This window comes from Devosia sp. A369, assembly GCF_054489345.1.
Window position 1 is genome coordinate 1 of the sequence record NZ_JBTMWV010000005.1, and the last position, 16,133, is coordinate 16,133.

The 16,133-nt window shown below is 62.3% G+C and carries 21 protein-coding genes and 1 tRNA gene; 14 read left to right on the forward strand and 8 right to left on the reverse strand.

The window, feature by feature from the left end:
• A partial coding sequence (locus ACX3OZ_RS08120; protein ID WP_459104404.1) for a hypothetical protein occupies positions 1-866 on the forward strand: 866 nt, incomplete at its 5' end.
• Between the two features lie 69 nt (positions 867-935).
• Here the strand turns inward: ACX3OZ_RS08120 and ACX3OZ_RS08125 are convergent.
• The 8 genes from ACX3OZ_RS08125 to ACX3OZ_RS08160 form a co-directional block, all read right to left on the reverse strand.
• A complete protein-coding gene (locus tag ACX3OZ_RS08125; protein ID WP_459104244.1) occupies positions 936-1,337 on the reverse strand; it encodes a hypothetical protein in 402 nt (133 codons plus the stop codon).
• Between the two features lie 282 nt (positions 1,338-1,619).
• Positions 1,620-1,829 carry a hypothetical protein gene (locus ACX3OZ_RS08130; protein ID WP_459104245.1) on the reverse strand — a complete coding sequence of 70 codons (210 nt, stop codon included), beginning with the start codon at positions 1,827-1,829 and terminating at the stop codon, positions 1,620-1,622.
• A 2-nt stretch (positions 1,830-1,831) separates the two neighbouring features.
• Positions 1,832-2,446 carry a hypothetical protein gene (locus ACX3OZ_RS08135; RefSeq protein ID WP_459104246.1) on the reverse strand — a complete coding sequence of 205 codons (615 nt, stop codon included), beginning with the start codon at positions 2,444-2,446 and terminating at the stop codon, positions 1,832-1,834.
• A 146-nt stretch (positions 2,447-2,592) separates the two neighbouring features.
• Complete coding sequence (locus ACX3OZ_RS08140) at positions 2,593-3,141, reverse strand: RNase H family protein (RefSeq protein WP_459104247.1); 549 nt, start codon at positions 3,139-3,141, stop codon at positions 2,593-2,595.
• Between the two features lie 582 nt (positions 3,142-3,723).
• Positions 3,724-3,933 (reverse strand): hypothetical protein, encoded by a 210-nt coding sequence (locus ACX3OZ_RS08145; protein WP_459104248.1) that lies wholly within the window; start codon positions 3,931-3,933, stop codon positions 3,724-3,726.
• A gap of 5 nt (positions 3,934-3,938) precedes the next feature.
• Complete coding sequence (locus ACX3OZ_RS08150; RefSeq protein ID WP_459104249.1) at positions 3,939-4,205, reverse strand: hypothetical protein; 267 nt, start codon at positions 4,203-4,205, stop codon at positions 3,939-3,941.
• Positions 4,206-4,518: 313 nt separating this feature from the next.
• A tRNA-Ala gene (locus ACX3OZ_RS08155) sits at positions 4,519-4,594 on the reverse strand.
• A 139-nt stretch (positions 4,595-4,733) separates the two neighbouring features.
• Entirely contained in the window at positions 4,734-5,141 is a 408-nt protein-coding gene (locus tag ACX3OZ_RS08160) for a TIGR02300 family protein (protein WP_459104250.1), read from the reverse strand.
• A 165-nt stretch (positions 5,142-5,306) separates the two neighbouring features.
• On the opposite strand from ACX3OZ_RS08160, the gene ACX3OZ_RS08165 reads away from it, so the two are divergent.
• From ACX3OZ_RS08165 to accD, 13 genes are all read left to right on the forward strand, one after another.
• Complete coding sequence (locus ACX3OZ_RS08165) at positions 5,307-6,620, forward strand: 3-phosphoshikimate 1-carboxyvinyltransferase (RefSeq protein WP_459104251.1); 1,314 nt, start codon at positions 5,307-5,309, stop codon at positions 6,618-6,620.
• Positions 6,617-7,258, forward strand: coding sequence for a (d)CMP kinase (locus tag ACX3OZ_RS08170; RefSeq protein WP_459104252.1), 642 nt, complete (start codon positions 6,617-6,619; stop codon positions 7,256-7,258). Before ACX3OZ_RS08165 ends, ACX3OZ_RS08170 begins: the two co-directional genes overlap by 4 nt.
• A gap of 214 nt (positions 7,259-7,472) precedes the next feature.
• Positions 7,473-9,143 (forward strand): 30S ribosomal protein S1, encoded by a 1,671-nt coding sequence (gene rpsA / locus ACX3OZ_RS08175; RefSeq protein ID WP_459104399.1) that lies wholly within the window; start codon positions 7,473-7,475, stop codon positions 9,141-9,143.
• A 97-nt stretch (positions 9,144-9,240) separates the two neighbouring features.
• Entirely contained in the window at positions 9,241-9,744 is a 504-nt protein-coding gene (locus tag ACX3OZ_RS08180; RefSeq protein ID WP_459094220.1) for a GNAT family N-acetyltransferase, read from the forward strand.
• Between the two features lie 151 nt (positions 9,745-9,895).
• Complete coding sequence (locus tag ACX3OZ_RS08185) at positions 9,896-10,078, forward strand: BrnT family toxin (RefSeq protein ID WP_459104253.1); 183 nt, start codon at positions 9,896-9,898, stop codon at positions 10,076-10,078.
• Entirely contained in the window at positions 10,059-10,391 is a 333-nt protein-coding gene (locus ACX3OZ_RS08190; RefSeq protein WP_459094222.1) for a BrnA antitoxin family protein, read from the forward strand. Before ACX3OZ_RS08185 ends, ACX3OZ_RS08190 begins: the two co-directional genes overlap by 20 nt.
• Before the next feature lie 62 nt (positions 10,392-10,453).
• A complete protein-coding gene (sppA, locus tag ACX3OZ_RS08195; protein ID WP_459094223.1) occupies positions 10,454-11,401 on the forward strand; it encodes a signal peptide peptidase SppA in 948 nt (315 codons plus the stop codon).
• Positions 11,402-11,437: 36 nt separating this feature from the next.
• Positions 11,438-11,719 carry an integration host factor subunit beta gene (locus ACX3OZ_RS08200; protein WP_146291309.1) on the forward strand — a complete coding sequence of 94 codons (282 nt, stop codon included), beginning with the start codon at positions 11,438-11,440 and terminating at the stop codon, positions 11,717-11,719.
• A 92-nt stretch (positions 11,720-11,811) separates the two neighbouring features.
• A complete protein-coding gene (locus ACX3OZ_RS08205) occupies positions 11,812-12,174 on the forward strand; it encodes a lipopolysaccharide assembly protein LapA domain-containing protein (protein WP_459094224.1) in 363 nt (120 codons plus the stop codon).
• 8 nt (positions 12,175-12,182) lie between these two features.
• Entirely contained in the window at positions 12,183-12,830 is a 648-nt protein-coding gene (locus ACX3OZ_RS08210; protein ID WP_459104254.1) for a phosphoribosylanthranilate isomerase, read from the forward strand.
• 164 nt (positions 12,831-12,994) lie between these two features.
• Complete coding sequence (gene trpB, locus ACX3OZ_RS08215) at positions 12,995-14,212, forward strand: tryptophan synthase subunit beta (protein WP_459094226.1); 1,218 nt, start codon at positions 12,995-12,997, stop codon at positions 14,210-14,212.
• A 3-nt stretch (positions 14,213-14,215) separates the two neighbouring features.
• Complete coding sequence (gene trpA, locus ACX3OZ_RS08220) at positions 14,216-15,040, forward strand: tryptophan synthase subunit alpha (RefSeq protein WP_459094227.1); 825 nt, start codon at positions 14,216-14,218, stop codon at positions 15,038-15,040.
• Between the two features lie 104 nt (positions 15,041-15,144).
• Positions 15,145-16,122, forward strand: coding sequence for an acetyl-CoA carboxylase, carboxyltransferase subunit beta (gene accD, locus ACX3OZ_RS08225; protein WP_459094228.1), 978 nt, complete (start codon positions 15,145-15,147; stop codon positions 16,120-16,122).
• Positions 16,123-16,133 lie beyond the last annotated feature (11 nt).

Here is a 16,133-nt window from a genome sequence, read left to right on the forward strand (position 1 = left end):
CATCGAGATGTTCTACAACCCGACCCGCAAGCACGCCCGCAATGGTATGCTCTCACCTGTCGAGTTCGAGCGACGACACCAAACCTAACCCCGAAGGTGTCTACAGAACGCGGGGCTATTCAGACTACATGGTAGAGCCTAGTGGCAAGCTGGCCGGGCCCGAGGCTCTGATCGGTGAGTTGATGGTCCAGCGGCAGTTGATGATTGACGTGGCGACTGGTGGCAAGCGCATCCAAGATGTGGACGACTACTACGTTGCACGCGAGGCCAGGATTTCCCAGGCGACAACAGCGCTGGGCTTAATCTACCAGAATCCCTATCCCGGTCTTTGGGATTGGTACAACCATTGGCGGGCGCACCTGCCGAGCTATGCCGAGCGGCGCGAGCATGTCAGGGACATTTTCAGGGTCGCTATTGACGCCACTGCTTCACGGACGCCTAAGGCTCCGCCTCAGCGCGAGCCGACCGGTTGGGAAAGGGTGGACAGAGCGCTTGCCAAAGCACGCGAGCAGATCGAAGCAGCGGCAACCGAGGAGGACTATCAGGGGGTAGGACTACTCTGCCGAGAAATCCTAATCTCGGTTGCCCAGGCAGTATACGACCCCGACATCCATACCAGCCAGGATGGCGTGGCACCAAGCACCACTGACGCCAAGCGAATGATGGAAGCCTTCCTTGCTACGGCAGTGCCCGGCGATGGTTATAAGGAGGTGCGAGCCCATGCCCGCGCCTCATATGACCTTGCTACGCAACTACAACACCGCCGCACCGCAGGCCACCGGTTGGCTGCCTTGTGTCTCGAAGCAACTTCGTCAACCGTACATGTCTTGTCGATACTTGCCGACCGAAAGAGGCTCATTGGCTAGAGCTGCATGGCACACCGCGCAATGTCGGTGGGTCAATCCACCCAAACCTCCCAATGCGTGCCCGCAAACCTACCCCCTCGCTGGTGCGGGTAACGTCTCAGTCTGGGCAACAGCAGCGCTCTGGTCAATCAACCGGGAGACGAAGGTTACCCCCGCTGCCGTCAGGCATAGCCGCTGACTGCGTACATCTCTCGCATCAGGACGCTGCTCAACAAGGCCAAAGCCTGGGGTGCCATCGCGGCGGCAGCGGGAGAGGATGTGGACGTTGCGGGAGACCGATGACTGGCTGACGCCAACATGGCCATCCATATCCCGCTGATAGACGCCAGGGCGTTGGGCAACGATGGCCAGCATTGTTACCACTTGGATTTGCATCTCAGCGTCCAGGCTGGCCAGGGCCGGAAGGCGCTTAATGGCGGGCAACTCAACATCAATGCTGCGGCGCAGCTCCGCCGACTTCGGTTTGACCATCACCATTCCTGGGCCTTTTCTCCGCAAATTAATGACGCAGACGATGGTCCTCCGGCTGGTGAGGGGGCGGAGGGGGTAGCGTCCCACCCACTTTTCAATCTTAACGGCTCGAAGATTTTCGCCAAAACCAGCGCTGGCCGAATATACGCCCGCTATGGCCCATGAGCCACTACTTCTATGGTGAGGGGTTATCACGAACACCACATATAGTGGGCCTCCAAACGTTCTCGTGCCGCGACCGCCAATGTGGTGGCGTTTACTGCACATGGGTAAATTACCCACTCAGAAGGTAGGTTTGTCGGTCCCCAGCGCATCACCCATCCCCGCGATAGCATCGTCTCGGGTGAAGCTATTGGTACGGGCGTGGGTGCGCTCCATGTCGGCCAAGAGGCTCTTCATGCCCGCGATGATTTCCTCTCTGTCACCGCTCAAGCCGCCTTCAAACAGGCCGCTAACTTCCATGAGCTTGGCATGGGCCTTGTGCTTGACCAAAGCTACGGGGGCGGTGACCCAGAGCCGCCAGCCTTGACCATGTTCGCGTCTCCCATCTCCGCAGCAAGGGCCGGGAAATTGGCTTTCATCCACGTTGATATGGAATTGTGGGTGGTCCCCAGTTCCTTGCCGATGTCCCGATACGACTTGGCCGAACCCGCCGCGCCTTGATGACGACCTGCCTCAATATACCGCACGAACAGTCTGCGCTTGGCCTCACGGTCGAGCTTCAGCCCGTGCCTGGAGTTGGCATCAGCGGCCTGAAAGCGGGCTTCCTCCCGACTGAGGCGGGCAAATCGCGCACTCACAACCCTTACCCGCTCGCCCCCTCGCACCCGTGCCTCAGCGTCCAGGGTCTCCAGCACGGTCACCCGGTGATGACCATCAATAATGACCGGCATGTCATCGTCACCGTCGATGAAGGCCAGGGTGACGGGCTCGACCTTGGCACCGGATTTATAGGCTGCCTTCAGGTCTGCCAGATTGCCAGGGTCCAGGCGCGTCCGAACTTGAAGGGTCGGGTCTGCCCGGATGTAACCAAGGTCAATCTCAAATGGGCCTATGGCAACCCCTGGGGCAGCTTTGGCAAGCCTGCGCTTTATCGCTTCAATCTTCATCACGTCCTGCGTTTGTTTAGCGGAGGGTACGCATGCCTGAGGCTATCTCCACCGTTGCGGTCCAAAATGCGCACTGGGTCCTAAGGTGGGTTCTAATAGATACTAAGTACCGAAAAGGAACCGCAACCCTAAACCGATGGCGACCCTCACATTTCCGAGGCATCCAACCGGAGCCTTTTGGAAGCCTTCAGCTCGCCGTGTTCATCGACGTTACGCCCATCTAGGGCCAGCTTTGCCATGCGGCCTGCAAGCTGGACTGGTGGACAGTTATCAACATCGGCCCTCTTCTCCCATACGATGGTCCGCGCTTGGTTGAAGGCGTCCAGCTTTTTCCATAGCTCAATGTTCTCGACCTTGCCGTCCCGCCATCCATTCAACTTCCACATTGGCACCCACTCCGTCATGCCGGTGATCAGGTAGCCGCTGATGGACTGCACGATGGCGGGCGTATTCGGCTCGACAAGCATGCTCAGGCCCTCGATTGCTGCAACCAAGTCCATTTCACTGTTGGTGGCGATCATAGGCACCTGCTCAGCGTGGACCCGCTGGCGGGGCTCAGCGGGCTTGTCGTTCAGCAGGAGCAGATAACCCCAGCCGCCCGTGCCCCTGCTGCCTGGGCATGAGCCAGCGGTGGCCAAGAGGTAGTGTCTGCCCTTGGTGATGGTTTCGCGAGTGGCGGCGTTGAGGTCTGTCATCAGGTTCCTTGGGGCGGTGCGCGAGGTTGGGGAGCTTCAGCCACCGATTAATGGCAGGGGCGTGGTCACCGGCTGTTCGGGCCGGAGGTGGCCGGGGCCTACATCGCCGCCCCTGTTTCGTCAGTGAGCGAGTGAAGGCGGCTCGCAGGTAGCTCCCATAGGAGCGGGGCTAGACGCCTATCGAACATCACACGGGTGGCCGCGCATGTCGCGTCCCTTTCCTTGACGTCAAAGGCTCGAAGCACACCCCCCGCCCGTCCCATTGCCTCACAACCCAGGGGTGAGGGAAACCACTTCCGCAGTTGTGTCAGGGTGTCGCAGCCGAAATTGTGATATGTCTCAGCCCGGTGCTGCACCCCATCAGCTTGGCTCAGCTCGCTGATGTGTTCACCCTCTGCTGCCCGCTCCACCCCACGCTGAATAGCGTCTAGGGCGTGATGATAATGGATTAGACCAAGGCCAGCGGCTATAGGCCCAATCCCTGAAAAGTGTTCAATCCGATAGGCTCGCATGATGACCTCGCAATCTGCACGGTAGATGGGGGCCTCCCCTCAAAACCGAGGACACCCCCATAGTGAGACACTAGCCGTTCAAGCTGGTGAAGATTGACAGTCCTGCCCATACCGCTGCGAACCAGCAAATCACCTGGACGATAATTTTGTACGGCTGGAGACTGAGCAACAGCCTCCCCAGATTGCCCATGCCCCGCAGATACCCCTGGGCAAAAGCAAACACGAGGGACAGCCCGAGCCAAGTGCCGAGGCCGGCGATAACGGCGATGAAGGTGGTCATGGCGCTCACCGCCCCGCTGCGGGTTCAATGCACAGGACGCCCTGGAGCCGCCCCGCGAAGAACTCCCACTGCGCCTTGCCGGGTTCATGGCCGAAGCCCACCGAGACCTCGCGCCACTCCACCCACATGCTGAGGCGGGTGAACGGGACCAGGATATAAACGCCGCTGGATGAACCACCCAAGCCGTTGAACCAGTGCTTCGAGACGGCCGCCCGGATATCGAGACCAACATTGTGGATAAAGTTCTGAGCCGAAGAGAATAGACCGCGCATGGATTGCCCCGTTGATTCGCGGTGGTGCCCGCCCAGTATCGGGAAGGCATGGAGGAACAGCCCCCAGGAGGGCACACAGAGTCAGTTAGGCTGCGTTGGGGCGATGAGCCTACCGCCGTGCCAAAGCCGCCCTATGCGCCCGCCAAGGGGCTGCTAGAGGCGAGGGCCAGACGCGGTCAGCGCTCCGTTGTCGGAACACACAGAGATGGCGGTGGTGGGGTACGCAAATGGGGTACTTGGCGGGGTACGCAGCCCGAAGGCGGTCCCTGCTAAGTCATTGCGATTTATGGTGTTTTCGAGATTGAAAACGGAATGGTGGAGCCTAGCGGGATCGAACCGCTGACCTCTTGCATGCCATGCAAGCGCTCTCCCAGCTGAGCTAAGGCCCCATTCCTTTGGGTCTCGGTGGCAATTGCCTCCCGAAGCGAGGCGGAACCTATTGGATGATCCGCCCCCTTGCAAGTGCCTAAATGACACTTTTTTATTCGACCGGCAAAATAGCTCTGCCGGCCGAAAAGTTTTTTAGAATCAACGGTCTTCGTCGCCGCCGACGTCGAAGCCGAGTTCCGCGTCTTCATCCTCGTCTTCCTCAAGGAAGACGTCCGCTTCGTCTTCGCCGAGTTCTTCATCGACCTCGACGTCCTCGACGTCAGGGATCTCCTCATCGCCGGATTCTTCGGCGTCGGCATCTTCGAGCGAGACGATCTCGGGCGCGGCGACGTCTTCGACTTCGTCCTCGACCTCTTCTTCGTCCTCATCCGCAGCGGGCTTGCGCGCGGTTACGGGGGCGGGCTTGCTGGCGAGTAGCTGCTCGAAATAGGAGCGCGGATAGCTCTTGCCGGTATAGGGCGAGACAATCGGGTCGAGGTTCAGGTCGTAGAACTTCTTGCCCGTCTCTGGATCGGTGCGTTTTGTGCCGCGTTCGGAACTGGCCATCGATGTTCCTCGTCGTAAGGATTTGCGGGGCTCTTGGCCCCGGTTTGGTCCGTCCGGTTATGGCCAAACCTGCCCCCTGTCAAACCGAAAATGTGGACAGCGGGTTCCCACCGACAGCCCGCGATGGCCTTGCCGCTCCGGGCCGTGCTAAAGCCGGCTTCGCCCATGACCGATCAGAACGCCAAAAATCCCGCCGAACCGGCCCCGCTTGCCAGCCATGGCGCCGCCCCGATGACGGGTCGTTTCATGACGCCCGGCGATCAGGCCATCTCCCATGCCGCGCTGCTGCTGAGCGCGCTGACCGTGGGCCGCAGCCATATAGAGGGCCTGTCTGAGGCCGCCACGGTGCCCGCCGTGATGACGGTATTGCGCCAGCTCGGCGTGCGCATCGAACGGCACGCTGACGGCTGGCAGATCGATGGCCTTGGCGTCGGCGGCCTGCTGGCCCCCGCTAGCCCGATCGAGTTGGCGCAGACGGGCGGTGCGGCGCCCTTATTGCTGGGTCTGTTGGCTCCCTATGGTTTTTCGTCGCAGCTGGCTGGCGGGCGGCAATGCCAGTCCCTGATGGCGGCGCTCGGCGTTGCGCTCGATGACGACGGCGAGACGGTCACGCTGCGCGGTCCCTCGCTGCCGCAGCAGGTTACCGTGCCAACAGCCGCGACCAAGGCGGCGCTGCTGCTGGCCGGGGCGCAAAGCGCCGGGATCACCACTATTGTCGAACCGGTGCCGACACAGGACCATATGGAAAAGCTGCTCGGCCAATTTGGCGGGGCGGTGACGGTGACGCATGACGCGGCAGGTGTGGCGAGCATCAGTGTGACCGGCCTCACCCCGCTGCGGCCATGCCACGTAATGGTGCCGGGCGATCCCGCGCTGGCGGCCTATCCACTGCTGGCCGGGTTGATCGTGCCGGGATCGGACCTCGTGGTCGAAAACGTGCTGATCAACCCCACTCGGACCGGGCTGATCGACACGCTGCTCGAAATGGGCGGCGATATCCAGTTTCTCAACCAGCACGAGACCGGCGGCGAGCATGTCGCCGATTTGCGCGTGCGCTCGTCGCGGCTCAAGGGCGTGCGGGTCAGTGCGGAACACGCCGCCGCCATGCTGGACGATATGGCCCTGCTGGCGGTCGCGGCGGCCTATGCCCAGGGCGAGACGGTGATCGAGGGGCTAGCGGATTTGCGCGACGCCCGGCTGGACGCCATCGTGGCCGGGCTGGTTGCCAACAAGGTCGCGGCACAGGTGAGTGCGGATCGGCTGACCATAATGGGCAGCGGCGCGGTCGAGGGCGGCGAAACCGTGCTGACCCGAGGCGATGCCGGTATGGCGATGAGCTTTTTGGTGTTGGGGCTGGCCAGCCAGCAGCCCGTGACCATCGACGACGCCAGCATTATCGATGCCGGCTTTCCCGGCTTCGTTGCCGCCATGACCGCTATCGGAGCCCGCTTCACGCCTGTCAAAGGACCATTGTCATGATTATTGCCGTGGATGGACCCGCCGCCTCGGGCAAGGGCACGCTGGCTTCGGGTCTGGCCCGCCACTACCAGCTGCCTTATCTCGATACCGGCCTGCTCTATCGCGCCGTCGGGCTGGCAGTGACCGGGCAGGATGAGCAGCCGGGTTTCGAGGCGGCGGCGATTGCGGCGGCCCGGGCGCTCGACGCCAGCCATCTCCACGATATCGAGGCGCTTACCTCGGCCGATGCTGGGGTGATGGCCAGTAAAGTGGCGGTGATCGGTCCGGTGCGGCAGGCGCTGTTCGACTATCAGCGAGCTTTTGCCACCCAGGCCGGCGGCGCAGTGCTCGACGGCCGTGATATCGGCACCAAGATTGCCCCCGATGCCGATGTCAAATTGTTCATCCAGGCCGATTCCAAAGCGCGCATGGAGCGCCGGGCGCGCCAGCTTGAATCGCGTGGCCAGGCGGTTGACCGCTACGCTCTCTATCACCAGATTGAAGAGCGGGACGCGCGTGACATGCAAAATCCCCATGGCGGCTTCTACAAAGCGGACGACGCGCACTTGCTCGATACGACGCTTCTCGATATAGAGGCCGCACTCCGCGCAGCCATCGCGATTGTCGATGGGACCATGGCGCACAAGGCAGGGCTGTAAGCTCTAATCCACCCTTGTGCGGTTCGGCCCCGACCATCATCCAGGCGCTGGCACCGGAAACAATTACCAATCAACTGTTCGATCGGGCGCTCGCGCGCCGGCATTTTCGTTTGGAAATGGCGGGTTTCCGGTCTTTTAACGCCAACCCCCGGTGCATTGGAGAAGATATTTGGCACAGCAAACTGTGACGAAAGAAGATTTCGAAGCCCTGTTGATGGACTCGTTCGTCGACAATGAGCCGCTAGAGGGTGCCGTCGTAAAGGGCACCGTCGTCGCGATCGAAAAGGATCTGGCGATCATCGACGTCGGTCTGAAGACCGAAGGCCGTATCGCGCTGAAGGAATTCGGCCAGGCTGGCCGTGACGGCACCATCGTCGTTGGCTCGATCGTCGAGGTCTATGTTGACCGCGTCGAAAACGCCGCTGGCGAAGCCGTGCTGTCGCGCGAGAAGGCTCGCCGCGAAGAGAGCTGGGTCAAGCTCGAAGAAATGTACAACAACAATGAGCGCGTTGAAGGCACCATCTTCAACCAGGTCAAGGGCGGCTTCACCGTCGACCTCGAAGGCGCCATCGCCTTCCTGCCGCGTTCGCAGGTGGACATCCGTCCGATCCGCGATATCGCACCGCTCATGAACGTGCCGCAGCCGTTCCAGATTCTGAAGATGGACAAGCGTCGTGGCAACATCGTTGTCTCGCGTCGCGCCATCCTCGAAGAGTCGCGTGCTGAACAGCGTTCGGAAATCGTCCAGCAGCTCGAAGAGGGCCAGGTTGTTGACGGCGTGGTCAAGAACATCACCGATTACGGTGCGTTCGTTGATCTCGGCGGCATTGACGGCCTGCTGCACGTCACCGATATCGCTTGGCGCCGGGTCAATCACCCATCCGAAGTGCTCACGATCGGCGAGACCATCAAGGTCCAGATCGTGCGTATCAATCACGAGAGCCATCGTATCTCGCTCGGCATGAAGCAGCTTCAGGCCGATCCTTGGGATGGCATCGAAGCCAAGTACCCGATCGAGGCCAAGTTCACCGGCCGCGTGACCAACATCACCGACTACGGTGCATTCGTTGAACTGGAGCCGGGCATTGAAGGCCTGATCCACGTCTCCGAGATGAGCTGGACCAAGAAGAACGTCCATCCGGGCAAGATCGTTTCGACCAGCCAGGAAGTCGAAGTTGTCGTGCTGGAAGTGGATCCGGACAAGCGCCGCATCTCGCTCGGTCTCAAGCAGACCCTGGCCAATCCGTGGGAAAGCTTCGCCGAGAAGTTCCCCGTCGGTTCGGTTATCGAAGGCGAAGTCAAGAACAAGACCGAATTCGGTCTGTTCATCGGCCTCGACGGCGATGTGGACGGCATGGTTCACCTCTCCGATCTCGATTGGCAGAAGTCGGGCGAAATCGCCCTGGACGACTACAACCGCGGTGACATGGTTTCGGCCAAGGTCCTCGATGTTGACGTCGAAAAGGAACGCATCTCGCTGGGCATCAAGCAGCTGTCGACCGGCGAAACCACGTCGGACGCGCCGGCTGGCGCTGCTGACCAGGGTGGCATCCGCAAGGGCGCTGTGGTCACCGGCACTGTTGTCGAAGTCAACGATGGGGGCATTGAAGTCCGTATCGCCGACACCGAGATGACGGCCTTCATCCGTCGTGCTGACCTCAGCCGCGACCGCAACGACCAGCGCCCGGAGCGTTTCTCCAAGGGCGAAAAGGTCGACGCACGCGTCACCCAGTACGATCGCAAGACCAGCCGCATCCAGCTGTCGATCAAGGCTCTGGAAATCGCCGAGGAAAAGGAAGCCGTCGCCAATTACGGTTCGTCCGATTCGGGCGCATCGCTGGGCGACATCCTGGGCGCTGCGCTCAAGGGTCGCGAAGGCAACTAAGCCAAACGGCTTGAAAATCCGGGCCCGCGCTTCACAGCGCGGGCCTTTTGCTTTTTAAGGGTAAGCGGTTCGCAACCGCGACCAAGGGGCCTGCCTGATGAAGAATGTAATGCACTGGCGGGCCATGACCACGCTGGATCTGCCTGCGGTCGAGACCATTGCTGCGGCAGTGCATCCGAATTTTCCCGAGGATGCAGCGGTGTTTGCCGAGCGGCGTCGGCTCTATCCCGATGGCACGCGGCTGCTCGAACTGGACGGGGTGCCTTCGGGCTATCTGCTCTCCCATCCCTGGCGCTATCAGGCGCTGCCGGAGCTCAATAGCCTGCTGGGTGAAATTCCGGCGGATGCCGACACCTATTATCTGCACGATCTGGCCCTGCTGCCCGCCCTGCGCGGCACGGGGGCGGCTGCCATGATCGTCGGCGATATCCTGCGCCACGCTCGCGCTGCCGGCTTCGCCAATGTCAGCCTGGTTGCGGTCAATGACTCGCTGCCTTTCTGGTACAAGCACGGCTTCCGCGTCGTCGCCGCGCCCGCACTGACCGACAAGCTCGCCAGCTATGAGGCGGCGGCAAAATTCATGGTCAAGCCGCTTGTGTAGTTACAAAATTGTAGTTACATTTGGGCGAAACGCGGAGGGGGCTGCGCGTGGAGTTCGAATGGGATGCGCATAAGCGACAGCTGAACTTGGCAAAGCATGGTGTCTTTTTTGAAGATGCGGCCATGATCTTCAAAGACCCCACGAGCTGACCTTGCCGGCCAAGACGGTCGCGGGCGAAGCGCGGTTCAAGACCATCGGGCGCTTTGGCCCAGAGGCTATCCTGCTTGTGGTCCATACGCGCCGGGAGATGTCAGCTGGTCACCTCATTCGCATCATCTCGGCCCGACCGGCATCGCGGGCAGAAAGGAAACGCTATGAACGAAGAGAGCCCTAAGTTCGTGCGCTATGTGCCCGGTCCGATCACGGAAGAGCAGATCGAGCGCATGCGGGAACTGGCCGCGCGCCCCGATAGCGAGATCGACTACTCCGATATTCCCGAGCTGGATGATGCGTTCTTCGAGAATGCCAAGCAGGGCACGATGTATCGGCTGATGAAAAAGCAGACCACGCTGCGTCTCGACGCCGATATCCTCGACTGGTTCAAGCGCCATGCCAAGGACGGCAAGGGCTATCAGACCGACATCAATAAAGCGCTGCGCGCCTATGTGGTGGCGCAGGAAAAGAAGGCGGCCAAGAAGGCCGGCTAACGCGGTTGCGCTTGCCAAGCCGGCGGGTGGCGGCTACCCCGATAGGCAAGAGCGAGGCCGCCATGACTGATCCATCCCGCCCCTTTGATGCCCATACGGTCGTTGCGGCAGAAACCTATCGCAAATCGCGCGGGCGCTGGCGGGTGCTGGCCTTTATCGCGCTGGCGCTGGTCGTCCTGGTCGGGCTGGGGCGCTTTGCCTGGCCGCAGACCTCAGGCGGCGCCTATGTGGCGCGGCTGGTGATCGATGGCACCATCACCACCGACCGGGATCGGCTGCAGGCCATCGATGACCTGGCCGAGGACGATGCGGTCAAAGCGGTGATCGTCGCCATCAATTCGCCCGGCGGCACCACGGCGGGCGGCGAGGAACTTTACGAAGCCCTGGCGCAATTGCGCGAAGCCAAGCCCACCGTGGCGGTGATCGGCGAGCTGGGCGCCTCCGCAGCCTATATGACCGCCATCGCCACCGACCGGATCTTCGCCCGGCGGCTGTCCATCGTCGGCTCCATCGGCGTGCTCTACCAGCACATCAATGCCGGCAAGCTGATGGACACCATCGGCATCGATCTCGACAAGGTGGCCTCCGGCCCGCTCAAGGCTGAGCCGGATTACAACGAGCCGCTGGAGGGGGCGCCGCGCGTTTCGATTGCGGCGCTGGTCGATGACAGCTTTCAGTGGTTCGTCGATATCGTCGCCGAGCGGCGCGGCCTGAGCCGGCCGGTGACGCTGGCGCTGGCCGATGGTCGCATCGTGACCGGCCGAGTCGGGGTGGAAGCCGGCCTGATCGACGCCATTGGCGGCGAGCTGGAGGCCATCGCCTGGCTGAAAAGCGAGCGCGAATTGGCCGACGATCTCGAGGTTCACACCGTCTGGCCACAGCCCCAGCAAGGCTTTGACCTGCTCGGAACCTTCCTCAATGGGCAGGCTCGGGCCGCGTTCGGTCTGCCCGATGGCCCCATCACGCTTGACGGGTTGGTCTCGCTTTGGCAGGTTGGCGCTGCCTCGTAACTGAATGAGGCCACAGCCTGCCAACTGGAGCCGGGGATGATCAAGTCGGAACTCGTCGAGAAACTCGCGGCGGAGAACCCGCATCTGTTCCAGCGTGATATCGAAAACATCGTCAACGCCATCCTCGATGAAATCGGCGACGCCATGGCGCGCGGTGATCGGGTCGAGCTGCGCGGCTTCGGTGCTTTTTCGGTCAAGAACCGCCCGGCGCGTATCGGGCGCAACCCCCGCACCGGCGAACAGGTCGATGTGGGCGAGAAATATGTGCCGCAATTCAAGGCCGGCAAGGAAATCCGCGAGCGGCTTAACCGCAGTTGAGCGCAGCCGGGAAAAGTGGGGCCCCGCTTTTCCGCTTCGGCGGTGCACGACGCTTCACTCACGGGGCCAGGGCTCCATAGGTCACCAGGCGCATGGTCAGCAAAATCGTTGGTTGGGTGATCCTCGTCCCGCTTTGCCTGGGATTGATTGTCTTCGCCCTCGCCAACCGGCACTTCGTGGCCATTAATTTCAATCCCTTTGCCGCCAGCGATGCGGCGGTGGCGCCGGGCTATGGCGTGCCGTTGTTTGTGGTGCTCTATGTCGTGCTGCTGATCGGCGTGTTGCTGGGCGGCACCGCCACATGGTTTGCCCAGAGCCACCACCGGCGCCGCGAAAAGCACTGGCGGCGCGAAGCCCACGCGCTGAATGGCGAGCTGGAAAAGCTGCGCCGCACCCAAGGCCAGGCCGCGCAAGGCGCGCTGACCGAAGTCGATGACCTCCTGGAGTTGCGCTGAGCGACAAGATGGCCGATCCCCTGATTATCAAAATTTGCGGCATCAAGACCCAAGACATCCTCGAAACCGCCATCGCGGCGGGGGCCGATATGGTGGGTTTTGTGCATTTCATGCGCTCGCCGCGCCACGTCTCTATCGAGACGATCGCTACGCTGATTTCGGCGGCCCGCGGGCGGGTCGAAACCTGCGTGCTGCTGGTCAATCCGGACAATAGCTGCGTCGCCGAAGTGGCGGCGCTCGGCCCCGACTGGATCCAGCTGCATGGGCCGGAAACGCCGCACCGCGTGACCGCCATCCGCGCCGAGGCCGGTGTGGAAATCATCAAGGCGCTGCCCATCGGCTCGGCCGAAGACGTGATCCATGTCAGCGCGTTCCTCGACGTCGCCGACCGTATCCTGGTCGATGCCAAGCCGCCCAAGGGCGCCGATCGGCCGGGCGGATTGGGCGAGACCTTCGACTGGGGCCTGCTCAAGGCGCTTGACCCATCCATCCCCTTCATGCTTTCGGGGGGCCTGACACCGCAGAGTGTGGCCGATGCCGTCAAGACCGTGCGCCCCTTCGGGGTGGATGTGTCTTCCGGCGTCGAAAGCGCACCGGGCGTCAAGGACAAGCGGCTGATCGAAGCGTTCATGCGGAACGCCAGGGCAGCCGGTTAGCTTTTTCTTTCCCTCCCCCTCGTGGGGAGGGTGGCCCCGAAGGGGTCGGGTGGGGGTCTTCCTTCGCCCGGCGCACGTGGCCCACCCCCACCCTTGGCGCTGCGCGCCATCCCTCCCCACAAGGGGGAGGGAGACGCAGGAGCCGACGTATCTGTGAGGCACGAGTGGCTACCACCGGCACCAATTCCCTGCGCAATGGCCCTGACGATCAGGGTCGCTTCGGGCTCTATGGCGGGCGTTTCGTTGCCGAAACGCTGATGCCGCTGATTCTGGACCTTGAGGCGCACTACCGCGCTGCCAAGATCGATCCGGCGTTTCAGGCCGAGCTATCCGATCTGTCGGTGCATTATGCCGGACGCCCGAGCCCGCTGTATTTCGCCAAGCGGCTGACCGAGCATCTGGGCGGCGCCAAAGTCTGGTTCAAGCGCGAAGAGCTGAACCACACCGGCAGCCACAAGATCAACAATTGCCTCGGCCAGATCCTGCTGGCCCAGCGCATGGGCAAGACCCGCGTCATCGCCGAAACCGGCGCCGGCCAGCATGGCGTGGCGACGGCGACGGTCTGCGCCAAATTCGACCTGCCCTGCGTGATTTTCATGGGCGCCACCGACGTCGAGCGGCAGATGCCCAACGTGCTGCGCATGAAGATGCTCGGCGCCGAAGTGCGCGCGGTCACCGCTGGCGCCGGCACGCTCAAGGACGCCATGAACGAGGCATTGCGTGACTGGGTGACCAATGTCGACTCGACCTATTATCTGATCGGCACCGCCGCCGGCCCGCATCCCTATCCGGAAATGGTGCGCGATTTTCAGTCGGTCATCGGCACCGAACTCAAGGCGCAGTTCCACGAGGCCGAAGGCAAGCTGCCTGACGCGGTGGTTGCCTGTGTCGGCGGTGGCTCCAACGCCATCGGCACCTTTCACGCCTTCCTCGATGATCCTTCCGTCAAGATTTATGGCGCCGAAGCGGGCGGCCATGGCATCGACACCAAGAACGGCCATGCCGCCTCGATGACCGGCGGCAGCCCCGGCGTGCTGCATGGCAACCGCACCTATCTGCTGCAGGATAGCGACGGCCAGATTCTGGAAGGCCACTCCATCTCTGCCGGCCTCGATTATCCCGGCGTCGGCCCCGAACATTCGTTTCTGCACGACAGCGGGCGTGTCACCTATGCCCCGATTACCGACAATGAGGCGCTGGACGCGTTCCAGCTCTGCACGCGTATGGAAGGCATCATTCCGGCGCTGGAATCGGCACATGGGCTGGCGCAGCTGATGAAGGTGGCGCCCACCATGGGCAAGGACCAGTCGATCGTGCTGTGCCTCTCCGGGCGCGGCGACAAGGACGTCGAGAGCGTCGGCAAATATCTGGGGCTGCTGTAGATCATGACGTCGCGTATCGAAAAGCGTTTCGCCGAACTCAAGACCCTCAATCGTCCGGCGCTGGTCACCTTCATCATGGCCGGCGATCCCGATCTGGCGATTGGCCAGGCTATTTTTGAGGCGCTGCCGCAGGCCGGCGCCGACATTATCGAATTGGGCATGCCCTTCTCCGATCCGATGGCGGATGGCGTTGCCATCCAGCTTGGCGGCCAGCGCGCTTTGGCCTCCGGCCAGACCCTGCGCGGCGTGCTTGGCATGGTGGAAGATTTCCGCCGCAAGGACGAGACCACGCCCATCGTGCTCATGGGCTATTACAACCCTATCTATATTTTCGGCGTCGACAAGTTTCTCGCGGCCGCCAAGGCAGCGGGCGTCGATGGCTTGATCATCGTTGATCTGCCGCCCGAGGAAGACGAAGAACTCTGCATTCCGGCGCTCAAGGCTGGCATCAATTTCATCCGCCTGACCACCCCGACCACCGACGACAAGCGTCTGCCGGCGGTGCTCAAGAATACCTCGGGCTTTGTCTATTACGTCTCGATGACCGGCGTGACCGGCGCGGCGATCAAGTCGCGCGGCGCGGTGGGCGAGGCGGTGGACCGCATCAAGAGCCATACCGATCTGCCGGTGGCCGTCGGCTTCGGCATCAAGACGGCCGATGATGCTGCCGATATTGGCAAGCATGCCGATGGCATCGTGGTCGGCTCGGTGCTGGTCGACGCCGTGGCCCGCTCGCTGGTCGACGGCAAGGGCGGCGCCCAGACCGTGGCTGCGGTGCGCGACATCGTCGCCGATCTGGCTGCCGGGGTGAAGCGGGCGCGGGGGTAATCTCTCCACAGGCACCAGCTCCGCCTTTGCCCTGGCCCGCCGGGCCTGATAACAATTGCCACAATTGACGCTTAGGTGACGCAAAGTCCCTGTACGAGGCTCCCATGAACTGGATCGACAATTTCGTCCGCCCCAAAATCCGCTCCATCCTCGGCAACAAGCCGCAGATCGCGGAAAATCTCTGGGTCAAGGACCCCGAGTCCGGCGAGATGGTGTTCTATCGCGATCTGGAAGCTAACCAGTGGGTGGTGCCCAATTCGGGCTACCACATGAAGATCAAGCCGGCTGACCGGCTCAAGACCTTCCTGGATGATGGCGCCTATCAGCTGGTGCCGGTGGCCTCCGTGCCGGTCGATCCACTGAAATTCCGCGACCAGAAGCGTTATCCGGATCGGCTCAAGGAAAACCGTGCCAAGACCGGCTTTGACGATTCCGTCATCGTCGCCACCGGCAAGCTGTTCGAACGCAACATCACCGTGGCCGTGCAGGATTTCGATTTCATGGGCGGCTCGCTCGGCATGGCTGCCGGGCAGGGCATCATCACCGGCCTCGAAACCGCGGCCAATCGCAAGACCCCCTTCGTGCTGTTCGTCGCCTCCGGCGGCGCGCGCATGCAGGAGGGCGTGCTCAGCCTGATGCAGATGCCGCGCACGACGGTTGCCGTGCTGCGCCTGCGCGAGGCGGGCCTGCCCTTCTTCGTGGTGCTGACCAACCCCACCACCGGCGGCGTCACTGCCTCCTATGCCATGCTGGGCGATGTGCATCTGGCTGAGCCGGGCGCACAGATCGGCTTTGCCGGCGCCCGCGTCATCGAGCAGACCATTCGCGAAAAGCTGCCCAAGGGCTTCCAGCGCTCGGAATATCTGCTCGAGCACGGCATGGTCGACATGGTGGTGCATCGCCACAATCTGCGCGCCACCATCGGTTCGCTGGCCGCCATCCTGACCAAGGCGGAATCGGCCGGTGCGCTGACCAACACGGCGCCGACCGTAGCCCGGACCAGCCTGCGCGACGCGGCCGTGGCGGCCGAAGGCGATGACGGCGATCTGCTGTTGCCGCCCGCCGGGGCGCATGCCGAATAAGGCCTTTACCG